The organism is Pseudomonas sp. C9 (genome assembly GCF_002000165.1).
Taxonomy (GTDB): domain Bacteria; phylum Pseudomonadota; class Gammaproteobacteria; order Pseudomonadales; family Pseudomonadaceae; genus Aquipseudomonas.
The window spans coordinates 362,540-379,310 of the sequence record NZ_MPAK01000002.1; the positions used below are offsets into that span (position 1 = coordinate 362,540).

At 60.3% G+C, this 16,771-nt stretch carries 14 protein-coding genes; 8 read left to right on the forward strand and 6 right to left on the reverse strand.

The window, feature by feature from the left end; genetic code table 11:
* Positions 1-31: 31 nt before the first annotated feature.
* The 5 genes from parE to BMS17_RS28570 all read left to right on the forward strand — a co-directional run bounded on the left by parE (position 32) and on the right by BMS17_RS28570 (position 6,611).
* Complete coding sequence (gene parE, locus BMS17_RS28550; protein ID WP_077432363.1) at positions 32-1,936, forward strand: DNA topoisomerase IV subunit B; 1,905 nt, start codon at positions 32-34, stop codon at positions 1,934-1,936.
* On the forward strand, positions 1,936-2,925 hold the full coding sequence (locus BMS17_RS28555; protein WP_046028378.1) for an esterase-like activity of phytase family protein: 990 nt from the start codon (positions 1,936-1,938) through the stop codon (positions 2,923-2,925). Before parE ends, BMS17_RS28555 begins: the two co-directional genes overlap by 1 nt.
* On the forward strand, positions 2,922-3,446 hold the full coding sequence (locus BMS17_RS28560; protein ID WP_046028379.1) for a TIGR02281 family clan AA aspartic protease: 525 nt from the start codon (positions 2,922-2,924) through the stop codon (positions 3,444-3,446). Before BMS17_RS28555 ends, BMS17_RS28560 begins: the two co-directional genes overlap by 4 nt.
* Before the next feature lie 7 nt (positions 3,447-3,453).
* Complete coding sequence (gene parC / locus BMS17_RS28565; protein WP_046028380.1) at positions 3,454-5,721, forward strand: DNA topoisomerase IV subunit A; 2,268 nt, start codon at positions 3,454-3,456, stop codon at positions 5,719-5,721.
* Between the two features lie 176 nt (positions 5,722-5,897).
* A complete protein-coding gene (locus BMS17_RS28570) occupies positions 5,898-6,611 on the forward strand; it encodes a membrane integrity-associated transporter subunit PqiC (protein ID WP_046028381.1) in 714 nt (237 codons plus the stop codon).
* Positions 6,612-6,922: 311 nt separating this feature from the next.
* Here the strand turns inward: BMS17_RS28570 and BMS17_RS28575 are convergent, their stop codons facing one another.
* A complete protein-coding gene (locus BMS17_RS28575) occupies positions 6,923-8,452 on the reverse strand; it encodes an AhpA/YtjB family protein (RefSeq protein WP_077432364.1) in 1,530 nt (509 codons plus the stop codon).
* A gap of 135 nt (positions 8,453-8,587) precedes the next feature.
* On the opposite strand from BMS17_RS28575, the gene serB reads away from it, so the two are divergent.
* Entirely contained in the window at positions 8,588-9,802 is a 1,215-nt protein-coding gene (gene serB / locus BMS17_RS28580; protein ID WP_046028383.1) for a phosphoserine phosphatase SerB, read from the forward strand.
* Positions 9,803-9,953: 151 nt separating this feature from the next.
* On the opposite strand, the gene asd is transcribed toward serB, so the two are convergent.
* The 3 genes from asd to BMS17_RS28595 are packed head-to-tail and all read right to left on the reverse strand — an operon-like array spanning position 9,954 to position 13,228.
* The gene (gene asd, locus BMS17_RS28585; protein ID WP_046028385.1) at positions 9,954-10,814 is read right to left on the reverse strand and encodes an archaetidylserine decarboxylase; all 861 of its coding nucleotides are present in this window, start codon (positions 10,812-10,814) and stop codon (positions 9,954-9,956) included.
* Positions 10,815-10,831: 17 nt separating this feature from the next.
* On the reverse strand, positions 10,832-11,647 hold the full coding sequence (locus BMS17_RS28590) for a rhodanese-like domain-containing protein (RefSeq protein ID WP_046028386.1): 816 nt from the start codon (positions 11,645-11,647) through the stop codon (positions 10,832-10,834).
* 42 nt (positions 11,648-11,689) lie between these two features.
* A complete protein-coding gene (locus BMS17_RS28595; RefSeq protein ID WP_046028388.1) occupies positions 11,690-13,228 on the reverse strand; it encodes an HDOD domain-containing protein in 1,539 nt (512 codons plus the stop codon).
* A gap of 166 nt (positions 13,229-13,394) precedes the next feature.
* Between BMS17_RS28595 and motA the strand changes: the two genes are divergently transcribed.
* Both motA and motB read left to right on the forward strand, forming a co-directional pair.
* Positions 13,395-14,246, forward strand: a complete 852-nt coding sequence (motA, locus tag BMS17_RS28600) for a flagellar motor stator protein MotA (protein ID WP_046028389.1) — start codon at positions 13,395-13,397, stop codon at positions 14,244-14,246.
* A gap of 3 nt (positions 14,247-14,249) precedes the next feature.
* Entirely contained in the window at positions 14,250-15,284 is a 1,035-nt protein-coding gene (gene motB / locus BMS17_RS28605; RefSeq protein WP_046028390.1) for a flagellar motor protein MotB, read from the forward strand.
* Between the two features lie 42 nt (positions 15,285-15,326).
* Here motB and BMS17_RS28610 read toward each other — a convergent pair whose 3' ends face one another.
* Positions 15,327-15,812, reverse strand: a complete 486-nt coding sequence (locus BMS17_RS28610; protein ID WP_077432365.1) for a toll/interleukin-1 receptor domain-containing protein — start codon at positions 15,810-15,812, stop codon at positions 15,327-15,329.
* The gene (locus BMS17_RS28615) at positions 15,812-16,771 is read right to left on the reverse strand and encodes a caspase family protein (RefSeq protein WP_046028392.1); all 960 of its coding nucleotides are present in this window, start codon (positions 16,769-16,771) and stop codon (positions 15,812-15,814) included. Before BMS17_RS28615 ends, BMS17_RS28610 begins: the two co-directional genes overlap by 1 nt.

Sequence of the window (16,771 nt, forward strand, 5' to 3'; positions counted from 1 at the left end):
CTATTTCACGAACATTTGACGACGAGACCCCATGGCCACTCCCAGCGCTAGCTCTTATAACGCAGACGCCATCGAAGTCCTCTCGGGCCTCGACCCGGTGCGCAAACGCCCCGGCATGTACACCGACACCAGTCGGCCGAACCACCTCGCCCAGGAAGTCATCGACAACAGCGTCGACGAAGCCTTGGCCGGGCATGCGAGCTCGGTGCAAGTCATCCTGCACGCCGATCATTCCCTGGAAGTCAGTGACGACGGCCGTGGCATGCCGGTGGACATTCACCCTGAAGAGGGTGTTTCCGGGGTCGAACTGATCCTCACCAAGCTGCACGCGGGCGGCAAGTTTTCCAACAAGAACTACCAGTTCTCCGGCGGTCTGCACGGGGTGGGTATTTCGGTGGTCAATGCCTTGTCGACCGAAGTCCGGGTACGCGTGAAGCGTGACGGCAACGAATACCAGATGACGTTCGCCGATGGTTACAAGAAAACCGAGCTGGAAGTGATCGGCACGGTCGGTAAACGCAACACCGGGACCAGCGTGTTCTTCGCACCGGACCCGAAATACTTCGATTCGCCGAAATTCTCCATCAGCCGCCTCAAGCACGTGCTCAAGGCCAAGGCTGTTCTGTGCCCGGGGTTGCTGGTCAGTTTTGAAGACAAGGCCACCGGTGAAAAAGTCGAGTGGCATTACGAGGATGGCCTGCGCTCCTACCTGGTAGACGCCGTCAGCGAATTCGAACGCCTGCCGGACGAACCGTTCTGCGGCAGCCTGGCCGGTAATAAAGAAGCGGTCGACTGGGCGCTGTTGTGGCTGCCGGAAGGTGGCGACGCGGTTCAGGAAAGCTACGTCAACCTGATTCCGACGGCCCAGGGCGGCACCCACGTCAACGGTTTGCGTCAGGGCTTGCTCGATGCGATGCGTGAGTTCTGCGAATTCCGCAGCCTGCTGCCGCGCGGCGTGAAGCTGGCGCCGGAAGACGTGTGGGAGCGCATCGCCTTCGTTCTGTCGATGAAAATGCAGGAACCGCAATTTTCCGGCCAGACCAAAGAACGCCTGTCGTCCCGTGAAGCGGCGGCGTTCGTTTCCGGTGTGGTCAAGGACGCCTTCAGCCTGTGGCTCAACGCCAACCCGGAAACCGGCATGCTGCTGGCCGAACTGGCGATCAACAACGCCGGCCGTCGCCTCAAGGCGAGCAAGAAGGTCGAACGCAAGCGCATCACCGCAGGGCCGGCGCTGCCGGGAAAACTGGCCGATTGCGCTGGGCAGGACCCGATGCGTTCCGAGCTGTTCCTGGTGGAAGGTGACTCCGCCGGCGGTTCCGCCAAGCAAGCACGGGACAAAGAGTTTCAGGCGATCCTGCCGTTGCGCGGCAAGATTCTGAACACCTGGGAAGTCGACGGCAGCGAAGTGCTGGCCAGCCAGGAAGTGCACAACATCGCCGTGGCCATTGGCGTCGATCCGGGCGCCACAGACATTAGCCAGCTGCGTTACGGCAAAATCTGCATTCTCGCCGACGCCGACTCCGACGGTCTGCACATCGCCACGTTGCTGTGTGCCTTGTTCGTCCAGCATTTCCGCCCGTTGGTCGATGCCGGCCATGTCTACGTCGCGATGCCGCCGCTGTACCGTATCGACTTGGGCAAAGAGATTTACTACGCCCTGGACGAAGCCGAGCGCGATGGCATTCTCGATCGTCTGGTCGCCGAGAAGAAACGCGGCAAGCCGCAGGTCACCCGATTCAAAGGCCTGGGTGAAATGAACCCGCCGCAGTTGCGCGAAACCACCATGGACCCGAACACTCGGCGCCTGGTGCAACTGACGCTGGAAGACTTCGAGGCGACCTCGGAAATGATGGACATGCTGCTGGCGAAGAAACGCGCCGGTGACCGCAAGTCCTGGCTCGAATCCAAGGGCAACCTGGCCGAGGTTCTTGGTTGATGCGGCTTGGCTTTGCCCTGGCGTGTGCGTTACTGCTGACCCCGGTTTTGGCTCCTGCCGAACCGGCACCAGAGTTGCGCGTGGTCGCCGAGCATCCGATTGACGGCATGCCCGGCGGCAACCTGTCGGGGCTGGCTCAGTGCGGCAAAGACCTGTGGACAGTTTCCGATCGCGACGACGATCAAATCTACCGTCTCGATACCCGCGACACGGTCTGGCAGGCTGAAACCGTGCGCATCGGTGTGCCGCCGGTGCCGGACAGCGGTTTGCCCTGGGGCTTGCGTTCGCGGGCCTGGGTGGCGTCTTTCGTACGTGGCGGCGACCTGGATTTCGAAGCCATTACCTGTGACGGCGCCGGCAATCGCTACATTGTCAGCGAAAGCCATGCGGCCGTCCTGCAAGTGCCGCTCACGGGGCCGGCGACCTGGCTGAACATTTCGCCGATGCTGGTTCGCGAAGCGCGGGCCAGTGGCATGCTGTTGCAATTCAATGCACTGTTCGAGGGTTTGGCGATCAATCCGGCGGGTGATCAGATGTGGTTCGCTGCCGAGCGCCAAAGCCGCGGATTGTTGACGATCAAGCGCAAACAAACGGTATGGGACTGCGACGGTGGCTGTGTGCTGCTGAGCGAGGCGGGCATGGAAATGCAGCCGCCGCAATTTCCCAATGCCAAACCGGTATCTCGGGATTTTTCCGATATATCGTTGTTCAACGGCAAACTGTTCACCCTTGAGCGCAACGCGTACCAGATTTGCCGCCGCGATCTGCAAACGGTGAAAGTCGAGCGTTGCTGGTCGTATGCGGCAGAACTGCTGCAGGCCAACCGTCGTTATCCACAGAACTATGGGCTGGAAGAAGCGTTGGTCGTGGACGCTGACGGTGTCTGGATCGGTGTCGACAACAACAACGGTGCTCGCGCCGATGGCGAAAGTCGCCCGGTGGTCTGGCGCTTCGCGGTGCCTGAAGGTGGTTGGAGCGCCAAGCCGTGAGCCAGCAAACGCCGGGCAAACGCGCCGGCCGGGTCATGTTGGTGCTGGCCTGGTGTGCCGCGCTGTTTCTGGCGACACGGTTTTTCGGGCAATGGGAGGAGCGCCAGCAAAACCCCAATGTGGTGGTCAGCTCGGAACAGGGTGAAGGTTTTATCGAAGTGAAGCTGGTCAGCAATAGCCAAGGGCATTTTGTGGCCAGCGGCGCAATCAACGGCCACCCGGTGGATTTCATGCTCGATACCGGGGCGACGGATGTGTCGATTCCGGCCAGCGTGGCCGAAGGGCTGAAACTGGAACAAGGCTTCGGGGTGACCCTGAGCACGGCCAATGGTCTGAGCGAGGGCTACCGCACCCGCATCGACCGGCTGCAACTGGGCGATATTGTGCTGCGTGATGTTCGCGCGCTGGTCGCGCCAGGACTGGAAGGCAAACAGGTGCTGCTCGGCATGAGTGCACTGAACAAACTTGAATTTACCCAGCGCGGTGGCACCATGTTGCTGCGCCAGACAACGAACCGATGAGGCCCGCATGAGCGACTCCCTTGATCTCAGCCTGGACGGTGTAGAACGCCGGTCACTGGCTGACTTCACCGAAAATGCCTACCTCAATTATTCCATGTACGTGATCATGGACCGTGCCTTGCCGCATATCGGCGACGGCCTGAAACCGGTACAGCGGCGCATCATCTACGCGATGAGCGAGTTGGGGCTGGACGCCGATTCCAAGCACAAGAAATCGGCGCGTACCGTCGGTGACGTGCTCGGCAAGTTCCACCCGCACGGCGACTCGGCCTGCTACGAAGCCATGGTCCTGATGGCCCAGCCGTTCAGCTACCGCTACACGCTGGTCGACGGTCAGGGTAACTGGGGTGCGCCGGATGATCCCAAGTCGTTCGCGGCCATGCGTTACACCGAGGCACGCCTGTCCCGTTACTCCGAGGTGCTGCTCAGCGAACTGGGCCAAGGCACTGCGGACTGGGGCCCGAACTTCGACGGCACCCTCGACGAGCCGTTGGTGTTGCCAGCACGTTTGCCGAACATCCTGCTCAATGGCACCACCGGCATCGCCGTGGGCATGGCCACTGACGTGCCGCCGCATAATCTGCGCGAAGTCGCGACAGCCTGCGTGCGTTTGCTCGATGAGCCCAAAGCCACGGTCGAACAGCTCTGTGAACACATCCAGGGCCCGGATTACCCGACCGAAGCGGAAATCATCACCCCGCGCGCCGACCTGCTGAAAATGTACGAAACCGGCAAGGGCTCGGTGCGTATGCGCGCCGTGTACCACATCGAAGATGGCGACATCATCGTGACCGCGCTGCCGCATCAGGTCTCCGGTGCCAAGGTGCTGGAACAGATCGCCGCGATGATGCAGGCCAAGCCGTCCAAGGCGCCGCAGATCGCTGACCTGCGCGACGAATCCGACCACGAAAACCCGTGCCGGATCGTGATCATTCCGGGCGCACGCAAAAACTTTGACCACGACGCACTGATGCAGCACCTGTTCGCCAGCACCGAGCTGGAGTCGAGCTACCGGGTCAACATCAACATCATCGGCCTGGACGGCAAGCCGCAGCTGAAAAACCTGCGTGCGCTGCTGGTCGAGTGGCTGGAGTTCCGGGTTCAGACCGTGCGTCGCCGCCTGCAATTCCGCCTCGACAAGGTCGAGCGTCGCTTGCACCTGTTGGACGGTTTATTGATTGCCTACCTCAACCTGGATGAAGTGATTCACATCATCCGGACCGAGGAGCATCCAAAAGCCGCCCTGATCGCGCGTTTCGCCCTGAGCGAAATCCAGGCCGACTACATCCTCGACACCCGTTTGCGTCAGTTGGCACGACTGGAAGAGATGAAGCTGCGTGACGAGCAGGATGAGTTGCTCAAGGAGCAAGCCAAGCTGCAAGCCCTGCTGGGCAGCGAAACCAAGCTGAAAAAGCTGGTGCGCACCGAGCTGATCAAGGACGCCGAAACCTATGGCGACGACCGTCGTTCGCCGATCGTCGAGCGGACCGAGGCCAAGGCCCTGACCGAGCACGATCTGCTGCCGAACGAGAAAGTGACCGTCGTGCTGTCGGAAAAAGGCTGGGTTCGCTCGGCCAAGGGGCACGAAATCGACGCCACCGGGCTTTCCTACAAGGCCGGGGACGGGTTCAAGGCGCTGGCGGCCGGTCGCTCCAACCAGTTTGCGGTGTTTATCGACTCCACCGGGCGCAGTTATTCGGTGGCGGCGCACACCCTGCCGTCGGCTCGCGGCCAGGGCGAACCGCTGACCGGTCGTCTGACGCCACCACCAGGCGCAAGCTTCGAATGCGTGCTGATGCCGGAAGATGATTCGCTGTACGTGATTGCCTCCGACGCCGGTTATGGCTTCGTGGTCAAAGGTGAAGACTTCCAGGCCAAGAACAAGGCCGGCAAGGCACTCTTGAGCCTGCCGAGCAACTCGAAGGTCATTCTTCCGCGCCCGGTGGCCGATCGCGAGAATAACTGGCTGGCTTCGGTGACGACCGAAGGTCGCCTGCTGATCTTCAAGATCAGCGACCTGCCACAATTAGGGAAGGGCAAAGGCAACAAGATCATCGGGATCACCGGTGAGCGTGTGGCCAATCGCGAAGAATATGTGACGGACATCGCCGTTCTGCCGGAGGGTGCCACTTTGGTGCTGCAGGCTGGAAAACGTACCTTGTCACTGAAAGCGGACGACCTCGAACACTACAAAGGTGAGCGTGGGCGTCGTGGTAACAAGTTGCCGCGGGGCTTTCAGAGGGTAGATGCGCTGCTCGTCGAAAACCTCAATTAAGCGTCCTAGAGGCCTCGATCTACGATTTAACGCGTAGATCGACGCTTTGGCGCTGGAGTCGGAACGCATATTCACGGATGATATGGCCTTTCAAGCGCCGGCGTGGTCGAGCGTTCTTCATATTTATTGAGTATTTTCACTGTGGTTAGCCTTGTGGCAATCACCTGGATGGGACGATGACTGCTCTGCGCCTTCCTTTTATTTTGATGCTCGCCGGCGTTCTTGGCCTGGCGGGTTGCAGCGTTCACCAGCCGGTGTCGCTGTATCAACTGGACAGCGGAAGCCCGGTTGCACCTGCGCAAAGCGCGGGTATGGCGGTATTGTTGGGCCCGGTAACGGTCGCCGATTACCTGCAACGTGAAACCTTGTTGCAGCGTCAGCCCGATGGCAGTCTGCAAGCGTCGACGGATGGTCGTTGGGCGGGTAGCTTGTCCTCTGACATTGATCAGCTGTTGTTGCGTCAGGTCGCCGGTCATCTGGACAGTCAGCGTGTTGTGCTGGCGCCCGCCACAACCGGTTTCACGCCAGATGTCCAGGTACTGCTGACGATTACTCGCCTGGATTCGGGCGCGTCGCAACCGGCCATCCTGGATGCGCAATGGCGTTTGATCGACCGTCGTGGTCAGGTTCGCGATAACCGCATCATTCACCTGCAAGAGCAGCACGCGGGTGGTACGGCAGCGCAGGTACAGGCCCAAGGCGTGTTGTTGCAGCGCCTGGCCGAGCAATTGTCGGTGGCACTCAAACCATTGGCCAATCAGCCGCCAATCGCTGAAGCACCAAAAAAACCGGCTGCCAAGCCTGTGGCTCCAGCGGCCGAGCAAGAGAAACAGCCGAAAATCCCGATGGCATCGCCAATCCGGACCGATATGGAAGTGTTCAGGTTCTAAGCCTGGATTGATCCAAAGCAAAGCCCGCCCTGTGCGGGCTTTGTTGTTTCTGAATGAGCGTGTAGCAGCTGTCGAGCCTGCGAGGCTGCGTTCGAGGACGAAGTCCTCGCAAATCCTGTGAGTACAGTCTGACTGAATAAGCCCATTGCCCTTACGCCTGTTGGGCCCAAGCCCAAGCCCAAGCCCAAGCCCAAGCCCGAGCGCGGGTCGAGGCGAACGCAACCTCGCAGGCTCGGCAGCTGCTACATGGCACCCACAAAAAACCCGCAGATGATCACTCATCTGCGGGCTTCATTGTTACAGGCTAAGGCTTACGCCCGGCGCTCATGCATCCGCGCCAGTTGCCGCTCCAGCATCGACGGATAAGGTTCCATCAGTCGCTCCACGCAGCAAGCACCCTCGGGGCTGGCAATCGGACGAATCCGCGCGCGTTGACGAATCAGCACGTCGTCACTGATCTTGCGCTCCACCAGCAGCAGGTTGCGGCTGTGTTGCGACAGGGCCAGGGCATCCTGGGCGGATTCGGTCAGCAGCAGGTCGATCTGACTCATTCCGAACAATTCCTCGCCCAGTGTCAGCCCGAGCTGCAATTGCAGGGTAATGCCGCTGTCCGCGACCTCGATTTGCAACTGATGGCCCAGCGCCCGCAGCAGCTCGCCGCAGCAGATCGCGTTGGTCAGGTAGTCATCGCCGCTGTCTTCGGTGTGGAACAGCATCAGCGTGCTGCCATCGTTCAGGGTGTGCAGTTCGCTCTGATAGAGCGAGGCAGCCTGATCGAGACAGTCGCGATAGCGTTTGAGCAGCTCTTCCAGACGAGTGCGTGGCAGGCGACGCAGTTGATCCTGAGCGCCCAGTTGCACGGCCAGGACGGCGCTGTGTTGCGGCACATTGGAAATTACCGGTTTTGCTGCCGGTTTCGGCGCGCTGGCGACCGACTCATCACGCAGGTCTGCGAACGCATCGTCGTCATCGTCGTCTTCAACGGTGCTGACTATGTGCCGTGGCGCCGGTTTGAGGCTGGCTACCGGTTTGGTTTCATCGAAACTCGGGTCACGCAGGTTGCGTACTTCGAAGGTCGGCTCGTTGTCGTCCGCGTCTTCGTAATCGCTGTCGTCTTCAGGCTCGGGAAGCGGTTCCGGCTCGGCGGGCTCCGGAGCGAAATTGGCGTGCAGCTGACGGGCCAGATCGCCGATCTCATCCTGACGCTCGGTGGCCGGGGTGTATTCGTCGATGTTGCGCAGCCATACGCGTAATTGCAGCAGCGGTGTAGAGATGTGCCGACCCAAACGCAGGCTCAGGGCCAGGGACAATGCCAGCAGGATCGCACTCAAAATGCCCATGCTTTGCAGGCTGATGGTCATCGGCTGCTGGAACTGATCCATGTCCAGGCTGATGCGCAGTTGCCCGGCGGTCACGTCCTGGAAGGTGATCTTGCTCTGGTACATGCCCTCGGCTTCGCCCAGCAGGCTGTGCTTGGGACGCTGACCGGCTTCGGCGAGGATGCGGTTATCCACGCTATAAATGGCCGCGTGGGCCACCAGCTTGTTTTTGGTCAGGTTGTTGAGCAGCACGTTGAGGCTGAGGATGTCGTTGGACACCAACAGCTCCGTGGCGGACGTGGCCGTCTGCGTGGTCAGGCTTTCGCCCAGCGCATCGGCCTGCTCATGCATGGCCTGCTTGAACTGCAAACCCATCACACAGGCGTAGATCACCAGGGCCAAGGCGACCAGGATCACGTTATGGCTGGCGATGCGCAATGCAATCGGTACACGGCGGTGGCGCAGTGCACGGAAGATCAGCAGAAAGAAGTTATCGGTTTTTACTGGCGTGGGCCGGTTCACTTGCGCTCGGCTCTTTTGTCCGTGAAGTTGACGCGCAGTATAGCGACAGGCCCTAGGCCGTCAAAGCGCTCACGGTGCCCGATGGTCACTGAAAGTGGGTAGAATGCGGTTTTTTTCCACTTGCGGGGGTGCGCCTTGCGCGAAATCGTCCTGATAAACATCACGGGAGTCGACCGTCCGGGTCTGACTGCGGCCATTACCGGCGTTCTGGCCCAGGGTGGTGTGAACATTCTCGACATCGGTCAGGCGGTGATCCACGACACCCTGTCGTTTGGCATCCTGGTTGAAATTCCGGGTACCGAGCAAGGCAAGTCGGTGCTCAAGGACATCCTGTTCAAGGGGTACGAGCTCGATCAACAGGTCCGTTTCACGCCGGTGTCCGAAGAGGATTACCAGCAGTGGGTCGGCAATCAGGGCAAGAAACGCCACATCGTGACGCTATTGACCCGCAAAGTGACCGCCGAACAGTTGCAGGCCGTGAGTTCGATCACGGCCAAATATGGCCTGAACATCGATCACATTGATCGCCTGTCCGGGCGCATGCCGCTGGACACTCCGGCCGACAAGGGCAAGGGCTGCATCGAGTTTTCGGTGCGCGGCGAAGCGGCTGATCCACAGGCACTGCGTGCCGAGTTCCTGAGCGTTGCTCAGGAGCTGAACGTCGATATCGCCTTCCAGGAGGATTCGCTGTTCCGGCGCAACCGTCGCTTGGCGGTGTTCGACATGGACTCGACCCTGATCGAAGCCGAAGTGATCGACGAGCTGGCCAAGGCCGCTGGCGTGGGTGAACAGGTTTCGGCCATCACTGAGCGGGCCATGGCCGGTGAACTGGATTTTCGCGCCAGCTTCAAGGAGCGTCTGGCGTTGCTGCAAGGCCTGGACGTCAGCGTGCTGGATTCGATCGGCGCCTCGCTGCGTCTGACCGAAGGCGCCGAAACCCTGTTTGCCGAACTCAAGCGCCTGGGCTACAAAACGGCAATCCTGTCGGGCGGCTTCACCTACTTCGCCAAGCAATTGCAGGCCAAGCTGGGGATCGATTACGTGTTTGCCAACGAACTGGAAGTGGTTGACGGCAAGGTCACCGGTGTCGCGGTCGAGCCGATTGTCGATGCACAGCGCAAGGCCGACTTGCTGCGTGAACTGGCGCACAAGGAAGGTTTGCGTCTGGAGCAGACCATTGCAGTCGGCGACGGTGCCAACGATCTGCCGATGCTGGCGATTGCCGGGTTGGGCGTAGCGTTCCGTGCCAAGCCACTGGTGAAACAGTCGGCGAAGCAGGCGATTTCCACCCTGGGGCTGGATGGCGTGCTGTACCTGTTGGGTTTCCGCGATCGCGACGGTCAGCTCTAGGCAGCGCAAATAAATGTGGGAGCGGCGGTGCGGCGATCCGACTTGCCCGCGAAGAGGTCGGAACATCCAACATCTATGTTGTCTGTGCCGACGCTTTCGCGGGCAAGTCGGATCGCCGCACCGCCGCTCCCACAGGGATGCAGTTTGGCCTTTAGGCCTTTGGCTGGCCCATGCCCTGGCCCATCTGCACCGAGACGCCAGCGGTCATTTCTTCCGACCATTGCACTTGATCCGGCCCGAACAGCACAACAGCGGTCGAACCCAGTTTGAAGCGACCCAGCTCCGCACCTTTTTCCAGGTGGATCGGTGCGCGGGCGGCTTCGTCGTAGCGGAAGGTTTTCAGCTCGCGTTTCGGCGGCGTGACCAATCCTGCCCAGACGGTTTCAATCGACGCGACAATCATCGCGCCCACCAGTACCACGGCCATCGGCCCGCGCTCGGTGTCGAAAATGCACGCGACGCGCTCGTTGCGGGCGAACAGTTCCGGGACGTTTTCAGCAGTGGTCTGATTCACTGAGAACAGACGGCCCGGGATGTAGACCATCTCGCGCAAGGTGCCGGCCAGCGGCATGTGCACGCGGTGGTAGTCCTTCGGCGACAGGTAAATGGTCGCGAAATCACCGCCCATGAACGGCGCGGCATTCGCCGCATCACCACCCAGCAGTTCCAGCACGCTGAAGCTGTGACCCTTGGCCTGGAACACGCGGCCGTGTTCGATCGGGCCGAGTTGGCTGACCGCACCGTCGGCCGGGCTGAGGATCGCGCCCGGTGTTTCGTCCAGTGGACGCGCCCCGTCTTTCAAGGCACGGGTGAAGAACGCATTGAAGTGTTCGTAGGCGGTCAGGTCTTCGACCAGCGCCTGGGACATGTCCACCTGGTAACGCTTGGCGAACCAGGCGGTAAAGGCGTTTTTGAACCAGCGCACGCGGCATTCGGCAATGCAGCCGGCCAGTCGCGAGAGCAAGTGATGGGGCAGCAGGTATTGGCTGAGGATAAACAGACGCTTATTCATTAACTGTCCTTAAAACCTTAAATCTCTACGGGGGTGTCGGGATGGTTGCCCCATTCGCCCCAGGAACCGGCGTAGCCTTTGACCCGCGGATAACCGAGGGATTTGGCCACCAGATAGGTGAAGCCAGAACGGTGGTGAGTCTGGCAGTGGGTAATCACTTCTTTGTCTTTGGTGATGCCGAGCTGTTCGAGGATCTGCGGCATGTCCGTTCGAATGCGCAAGTTGCGCGACTTATCCATGCCCGCGGTCCATTCGAAATTGACCGCGCCGGGAATATGCCCGCCCTTGGCCGCCAGCACTTTCTCGCCGGAGTACTCCAGCGGTCCGCGCGCATCCCAGATCGCCAGGTCGGCGGCGCCGAGACGGCTTTGCAGGTATTCGCGGGTGGCCGTAGGTTCGTCGTGCAGGGTCAATGCCACCGGGCCGCCAACCGAAGGCGGGATTTGGATCGACATCGGCAAACCTTCAGCCAGCCAGGCCGGCAGTCCGCCGTCCAGATAGTGGTAGTTGCGGTGGCCAATGACATCCAGCAGCCAGATAAAACGCCCGGCCCAGCCGCCGCCTTCGTCGTCATAAACGACGTAGACCGCATTGGGGTTGTGTCCCAACTCACCAAACAACGCTTCGAGTGCCGCTTGCGCAGGCATCAGCCCCGGCGCAGGCGCCTGGCCGAGTTGCGTGCGCTTGGGGTCGACAAAGCGCGCGCCGGGAAGGTGCCCTTCGCCATAGCGAGCGCTGCTGGTCAGGTCCACCAGAATCAGGTCGCGGGCCTCGAGGCGAGGGAGCAAGTCGCTCGGCTCGATCACCAGCGGCAAGCCAGAGAAGTCAGACATGTGAGGTCTCCAGAGCACAAAAGTGTGGATTGTAGCGCAGCGTCATTGGCCGCGGTGGCTAAAGGTGTTCAAGGCTTTCTCGATGCATTGCGCAGTTTTGCCGAAGGCTTGCACGGTGATTTCCGAGAACGGCCCGCCGCCCTGATCCGCCACCACCACCATGATCACCCGCCCATTGTTGACCAGCGAGCGCAGCAACAGGTGTTCGCCACGGAATTGCGCACGCAGGCTGGCCGGCAACAAGGCCGAAAACTGGGCGTTATTGGCGGGTGTCAGGCGCACCTGAGCCTGTTGCGAGAGCAGCCGTTGCAGCACCGAGCTTTGGCTGACCATCAGGTTCAGGCCGGCCGTTTCTGTTGGCAACCCGGCGATCTGATGCGCCCGCAGATTGGCGTGCGTGCGGTCGGCCATCAAAATCATCACTCGGCGCATCCCGCACGCGACCAGGGCGTCCCGAGCAGAGGTGGTCAAGTGCATGGCGTTGGTGAAGGGGCTGGGTTCTACCAGCAACTCGGCACATTGGCTGCGCCACTTCGCCAGGTCTTCGGTGGTCGGTGCCGCTGCCGGAAGCAACCTGGCGTGGACACGATTCGTGCCTGTTGGCCAGAGCAGCGAGGCGGCGGGGTGCCACAGGTCCGGCATGGCATGCAGTCGGGCGCTGTTGGCGGCTTGTTGGTGCAATTGCTGCTGCACCTCGGCCATCGGCATTTGCAGATAAAGGCTGGTCAGGTACTGCCAGCGCTCGCTGTGAGGGCTGTCCCACGCCTGTTGCGCCGACAGTGCCAGGCCGTTGGCCAGCAGCACGGTATTGGCCGGCTGATTGAGCCAGCGGCGCAGCGTCGGATCGTCATCCAGGCGGTTTTGCTGGCGCAACGGATGATCGCTGTCGCGGGCAATGCGCAAGACCTGGACCAGTTCGCGCTGCTCGGTCAGCAGCAGGCGATAACCTTGTTCCACCCAGATCGGCAGGCGCCAGATGCTCACCAGTGCCTGGCAAATCTCCAGCAAACGCACGCCGAACAACTGCTTCTCGACTTTTCGCGCCGATTCACCTTGATGGATGACCCGCAGTTCCCACTCTTCAAGCAATTGCGGATGGGTCAGCGCCATCGGCCACAGCGGCGAGAGAAACAGCAGGCTGCCCCAGTGAATGTCCTGCCACAGCCGCGCCAGTCGACCGGCAAAAAAACCATTGGCCTGCTGCGTCGCGTGCTGGCTGATCAATTGCAGTTGGCGCAAGGCAACCGGAATCTGCGATTGCGGCTCCGCGGGCAGGCGGGCGAGCAGTTCTTCGGTGCGTTTCAAGCCGAGGCGATTGATCGCCACTTCAAGGTTTTCCGCAGGCTCGGTCATGCTGCCGTGGGTGTGCCGATTGGCTTCACGAATGATGCTCAAGGCCAGGGCCGGGCTGTCTTGCATCAATTCCGCAATGTCGCGAAGCGAACTGCGGCTGTCAGTTATGGCCCTGCACACACGATCGTGACTGTCCTGCGGAACCGGCAGACGCACGCCATCGAGCAGCTTGACCCAGCCTTCAAGCGTGGTCGGTTTTTGAGTTGGAATGTTCGTTTGGTTAGCCATGGTTGGACGCAATCTTCGTCTGCATTACCTATGCCCGGAGTAGGCTAAATTAGCTTTTCGCTTGAACGGGCTATAGTCTGGCGCAGTTTTGCCGATAAGGAGAAGAAGAGATTTTTCGACCTCCGAATATGACCTTGAACCCGACTCAGTAAGTGCTCTCCTACCTATGGCTAAAATTCTCGGCATCATTGTCGTATTCGCGAGCGTGCTCGGCGGATACGTGCTCTCCCACGGCAAGATTGCCGCCCTTATTCAGCCTTTCGAGGTAATGATTATCGGTGGTGCGGCACTTGGCGCATTCCTGCAGGCCAACCCGGGCCATATGGTCAAGCACGTTCTCAAGAAAGCTTTCGGGATGTTCAGCTCGCGTTTCAACCACACCTTCTACCTTGAAGTGCTGGGGCTGATTTACGAGATCCTCAACAAAAGCCGCCGCGAAGGCATGATGGCCATCGAAGGCGACATCGAAGATGCCGCGGCGAGCCCGATCTTCGCCAAGTACCCGGCGGTGCTCAAAGATGACCGCATGACGGCGTACATCTGCGACTACCTGCGCATCATGTCGTCCGGCAACATGGCGCCCCATGAGCTGGAAGGCCTGTTCGACATGGAGCTGACCAGCCTCAAGGAAGACCTGGATCACCCTTCCCACGCGGTAAACGGCATTGCCGACGCCATGCCGGGTTTCGGTATCGTGGCGGCGGTACTGGGTATCGTGGTGACGATGGCCTCCCTGGGCGAAAGCGATCAGAAAATGATCGGTGTGCACGTCGGTGCGGCACTCGTCGGTACCTTCTTCGGTATTCTCGCCGCGTACGGTTTCTTTGGCCCGTTGGCCCACGCCCTGGCCCACGATGCCAAGGAAGAGCTGAACGTCTACGAGGCCATCAAGGCGTCGCTGGTGGCTTCGGCATCCGGCATGCCGCCATCGCTGGCCGTGGAATTCGGTCGCAAGGTTCTGTATCCGGCGCACCGTCCTAGCTTCGCTGAGCTGGAACAAGCGGTTCGCGGTCGCTAAGTCATGGAAAATAACCAGCCGATCATCATCAAGCGCGTCAAGAAATACGCGAGCGGGCATCACGGGGGTTCCTGGAAAATCGCTTTCGCGGACTTCGCGACGGCGATGATGGCGTTCTTCCTGGTGCTGTGGCTGCTCTCCACCGCAACACCAGAACAGAAGATTGCCATCGCCGGTTACTTCAAGGACCCGGTCGGCTTCACCGAAAGTGGCACCCCGTTCATCATTGATCTGGGTGGTTCGCCCACCCTGGCGCCGGAGAAGACCCTCAACCCTGAGGTGAAGTCCCAGCCTCAGCCAGACAGAGTCACCGTCGACACCGAGCAGATCGAAGGGATGGCCGAGCTGGTTGAAAAGGAGCGCCTGGAACTGTTGCTGCAAGAATTGCAGAACAAGGTCGATGAAAATCCGCAGCTGCAGAAATTCAAGGACCAGATCCTGTTCGAGATCACACCGGACGGTTTGCGCATCCAGATCATGGACGCCGAAAACCGGCCGATGTTTGATTCCGGCAGTGCGCGCCTGAAGCCGTATTTCGAAGACATCCTGCTGGCCATGGCCGACACCATCAAAGCGGTGCCGAACAAGATCAGCATCAGCGGCCACACCGATGCCAAACCGTACTCGGGCACCGGTGATTTCGGTAACTGGGAACTCTCGGCCAACCGTGCCAACGCCGCTCGCCGTGCACTGGTGGCCGGCAGTTATCCCGATCAGCAAGTGGCGCGGGTAGTCGGTTATGCCTCGTCGGCGCTGTTCGATCGCGAAAACCCGTTCAATCCGGTCAACCGCCGGATCGACATCGTGGTGCTGACCAAGAAAGCCCAAAAGGCCATTGAAGGTTCGCAAGGTGCAGAACCTGCGCCAGAGCAGGCGCCAGCCCAAGGGCAGGGCGGCCCGGGCGAAGTGCCGGCCAAACCGGTCGATCCAATCGCATTGCCGGCGGATAAAGAACCGCTGCCGGCCCATGAGCTTCGCGAACGTTTGAATCTCTTCGAAAACCCGCCACCGAAACCGGCGGAACCGCCGAAGCAGTGACCCACAAAAAAGCCGACAGCGATGTCGGCTTTTTTGTGCCAGTCAGAAACCCCGTCGAATGCGGTTCTTGAGCTGGTCATGGAACAGTTCGGCATCACGCCGGTGAGTGCCGCGAACGGATTCGCTGAACGACTCCAGCCCCATTGAGCGTTTGGAGACCAGCTCCTCGCGATAGGCATCGATAAAGAAGTTGATGTCGTTCTCGCCGCTCAATTTCGGCCATTTATCGAGGTACTGCGGCAGTGCGCTGGGGCCGATCTTGTACGAGCAGATCCTTCGATTGCTGATGGTGGCCTCGCCGATTTCGAACGGCACCCACCACGACTGTGCAGTCTGCTCCGAGACCACGGCCATCAGGTGCGTGCATTCGGTGATATTGCGTGTGATCACAGTAGTGATGTCTTCAGTGGTCTGCGACTCCGGGTCCAGCACGTCGAGGTAGGTCTTGATGTTCGCTTGCGTCAGGCGCGTGTTAATGGCCATCGCATAGGCGCGGTCTGTGTGGCGGTAGCTGATAAACACGGGCATCAGAAATGTCCTTTGAGCGCGAGTTCGCGGTAATAGGCACCGAGCGCGGTGAGGCGGCATCCGGTGGCGTTGATGGCCGCGTAGTACATGTGTTCGGCATCCACCGGTTCGATCAGGCTATGGCGATTGCACTTTTGCAGCTGCTTGAAGATGTGACCGTGGTCCGGGTCATACGTGGCTTCGGTGGGCTCGTAGCTGGGGTCGAGGGCGTACACAGACTGGGCCTCGGGAAACCATTCGGGTAACTGGCTCAGTATTTCTTCCAGGATCAGCGGCGGGACGTCGCGCAGGGCGATGAATTGCGACACGTTGGTTTTAAACACCGGACGTTGATCCCAGGCGCCCAGCGCGTTGTCTACGAACGAATACAGGCTGCCGGGCGTAATCTGGCCCAATACGTTGGCGGCACCGCCGTGAAGCGCTTGCAGCAGCAGGCCGGTGAACACGCCGTGGCCGGATTCTTCCAGGGCTGATTGGGCTTTCTTGCAGGCGGTCAATATCGTCATGCCTTCGCCGATCATGCTGGCGCCCCCGCGCAGACTGCGCATTTCGCCCGCAGCACCCGCTTCACAGCAATCGAGAATGATGACTTTGTTTTTGATCTTGTCGGCGGCGTTCGCCCACTGAAGGATGTCGCTGATGCGAATCCCATCGTTGCTGCAGCGATAATCCTGGGGAATCAGCATGCCTTCATCGATACCGCTTTCGAAGTGGCCATGTCCGGCGAAGTACAGCAGTGCCACATTGCAGTCGCCGGAAAACAATTGCTTGATGTTCTCTTCCAGCATCTGGCGACTCAGGTACTCCTCGGCAGATGTCAGCACCAGGTTTTTGAAGTTGGGTTTGCCCGTCGCATGCCGCTCCAATATCGAGGCCATGGCGATGGCGTCATTGTTACAGCCGGTGAGCGGCGCGACATGCGTGTAATGATTGATGCCGATAAACAGTCCCTTGCGCAT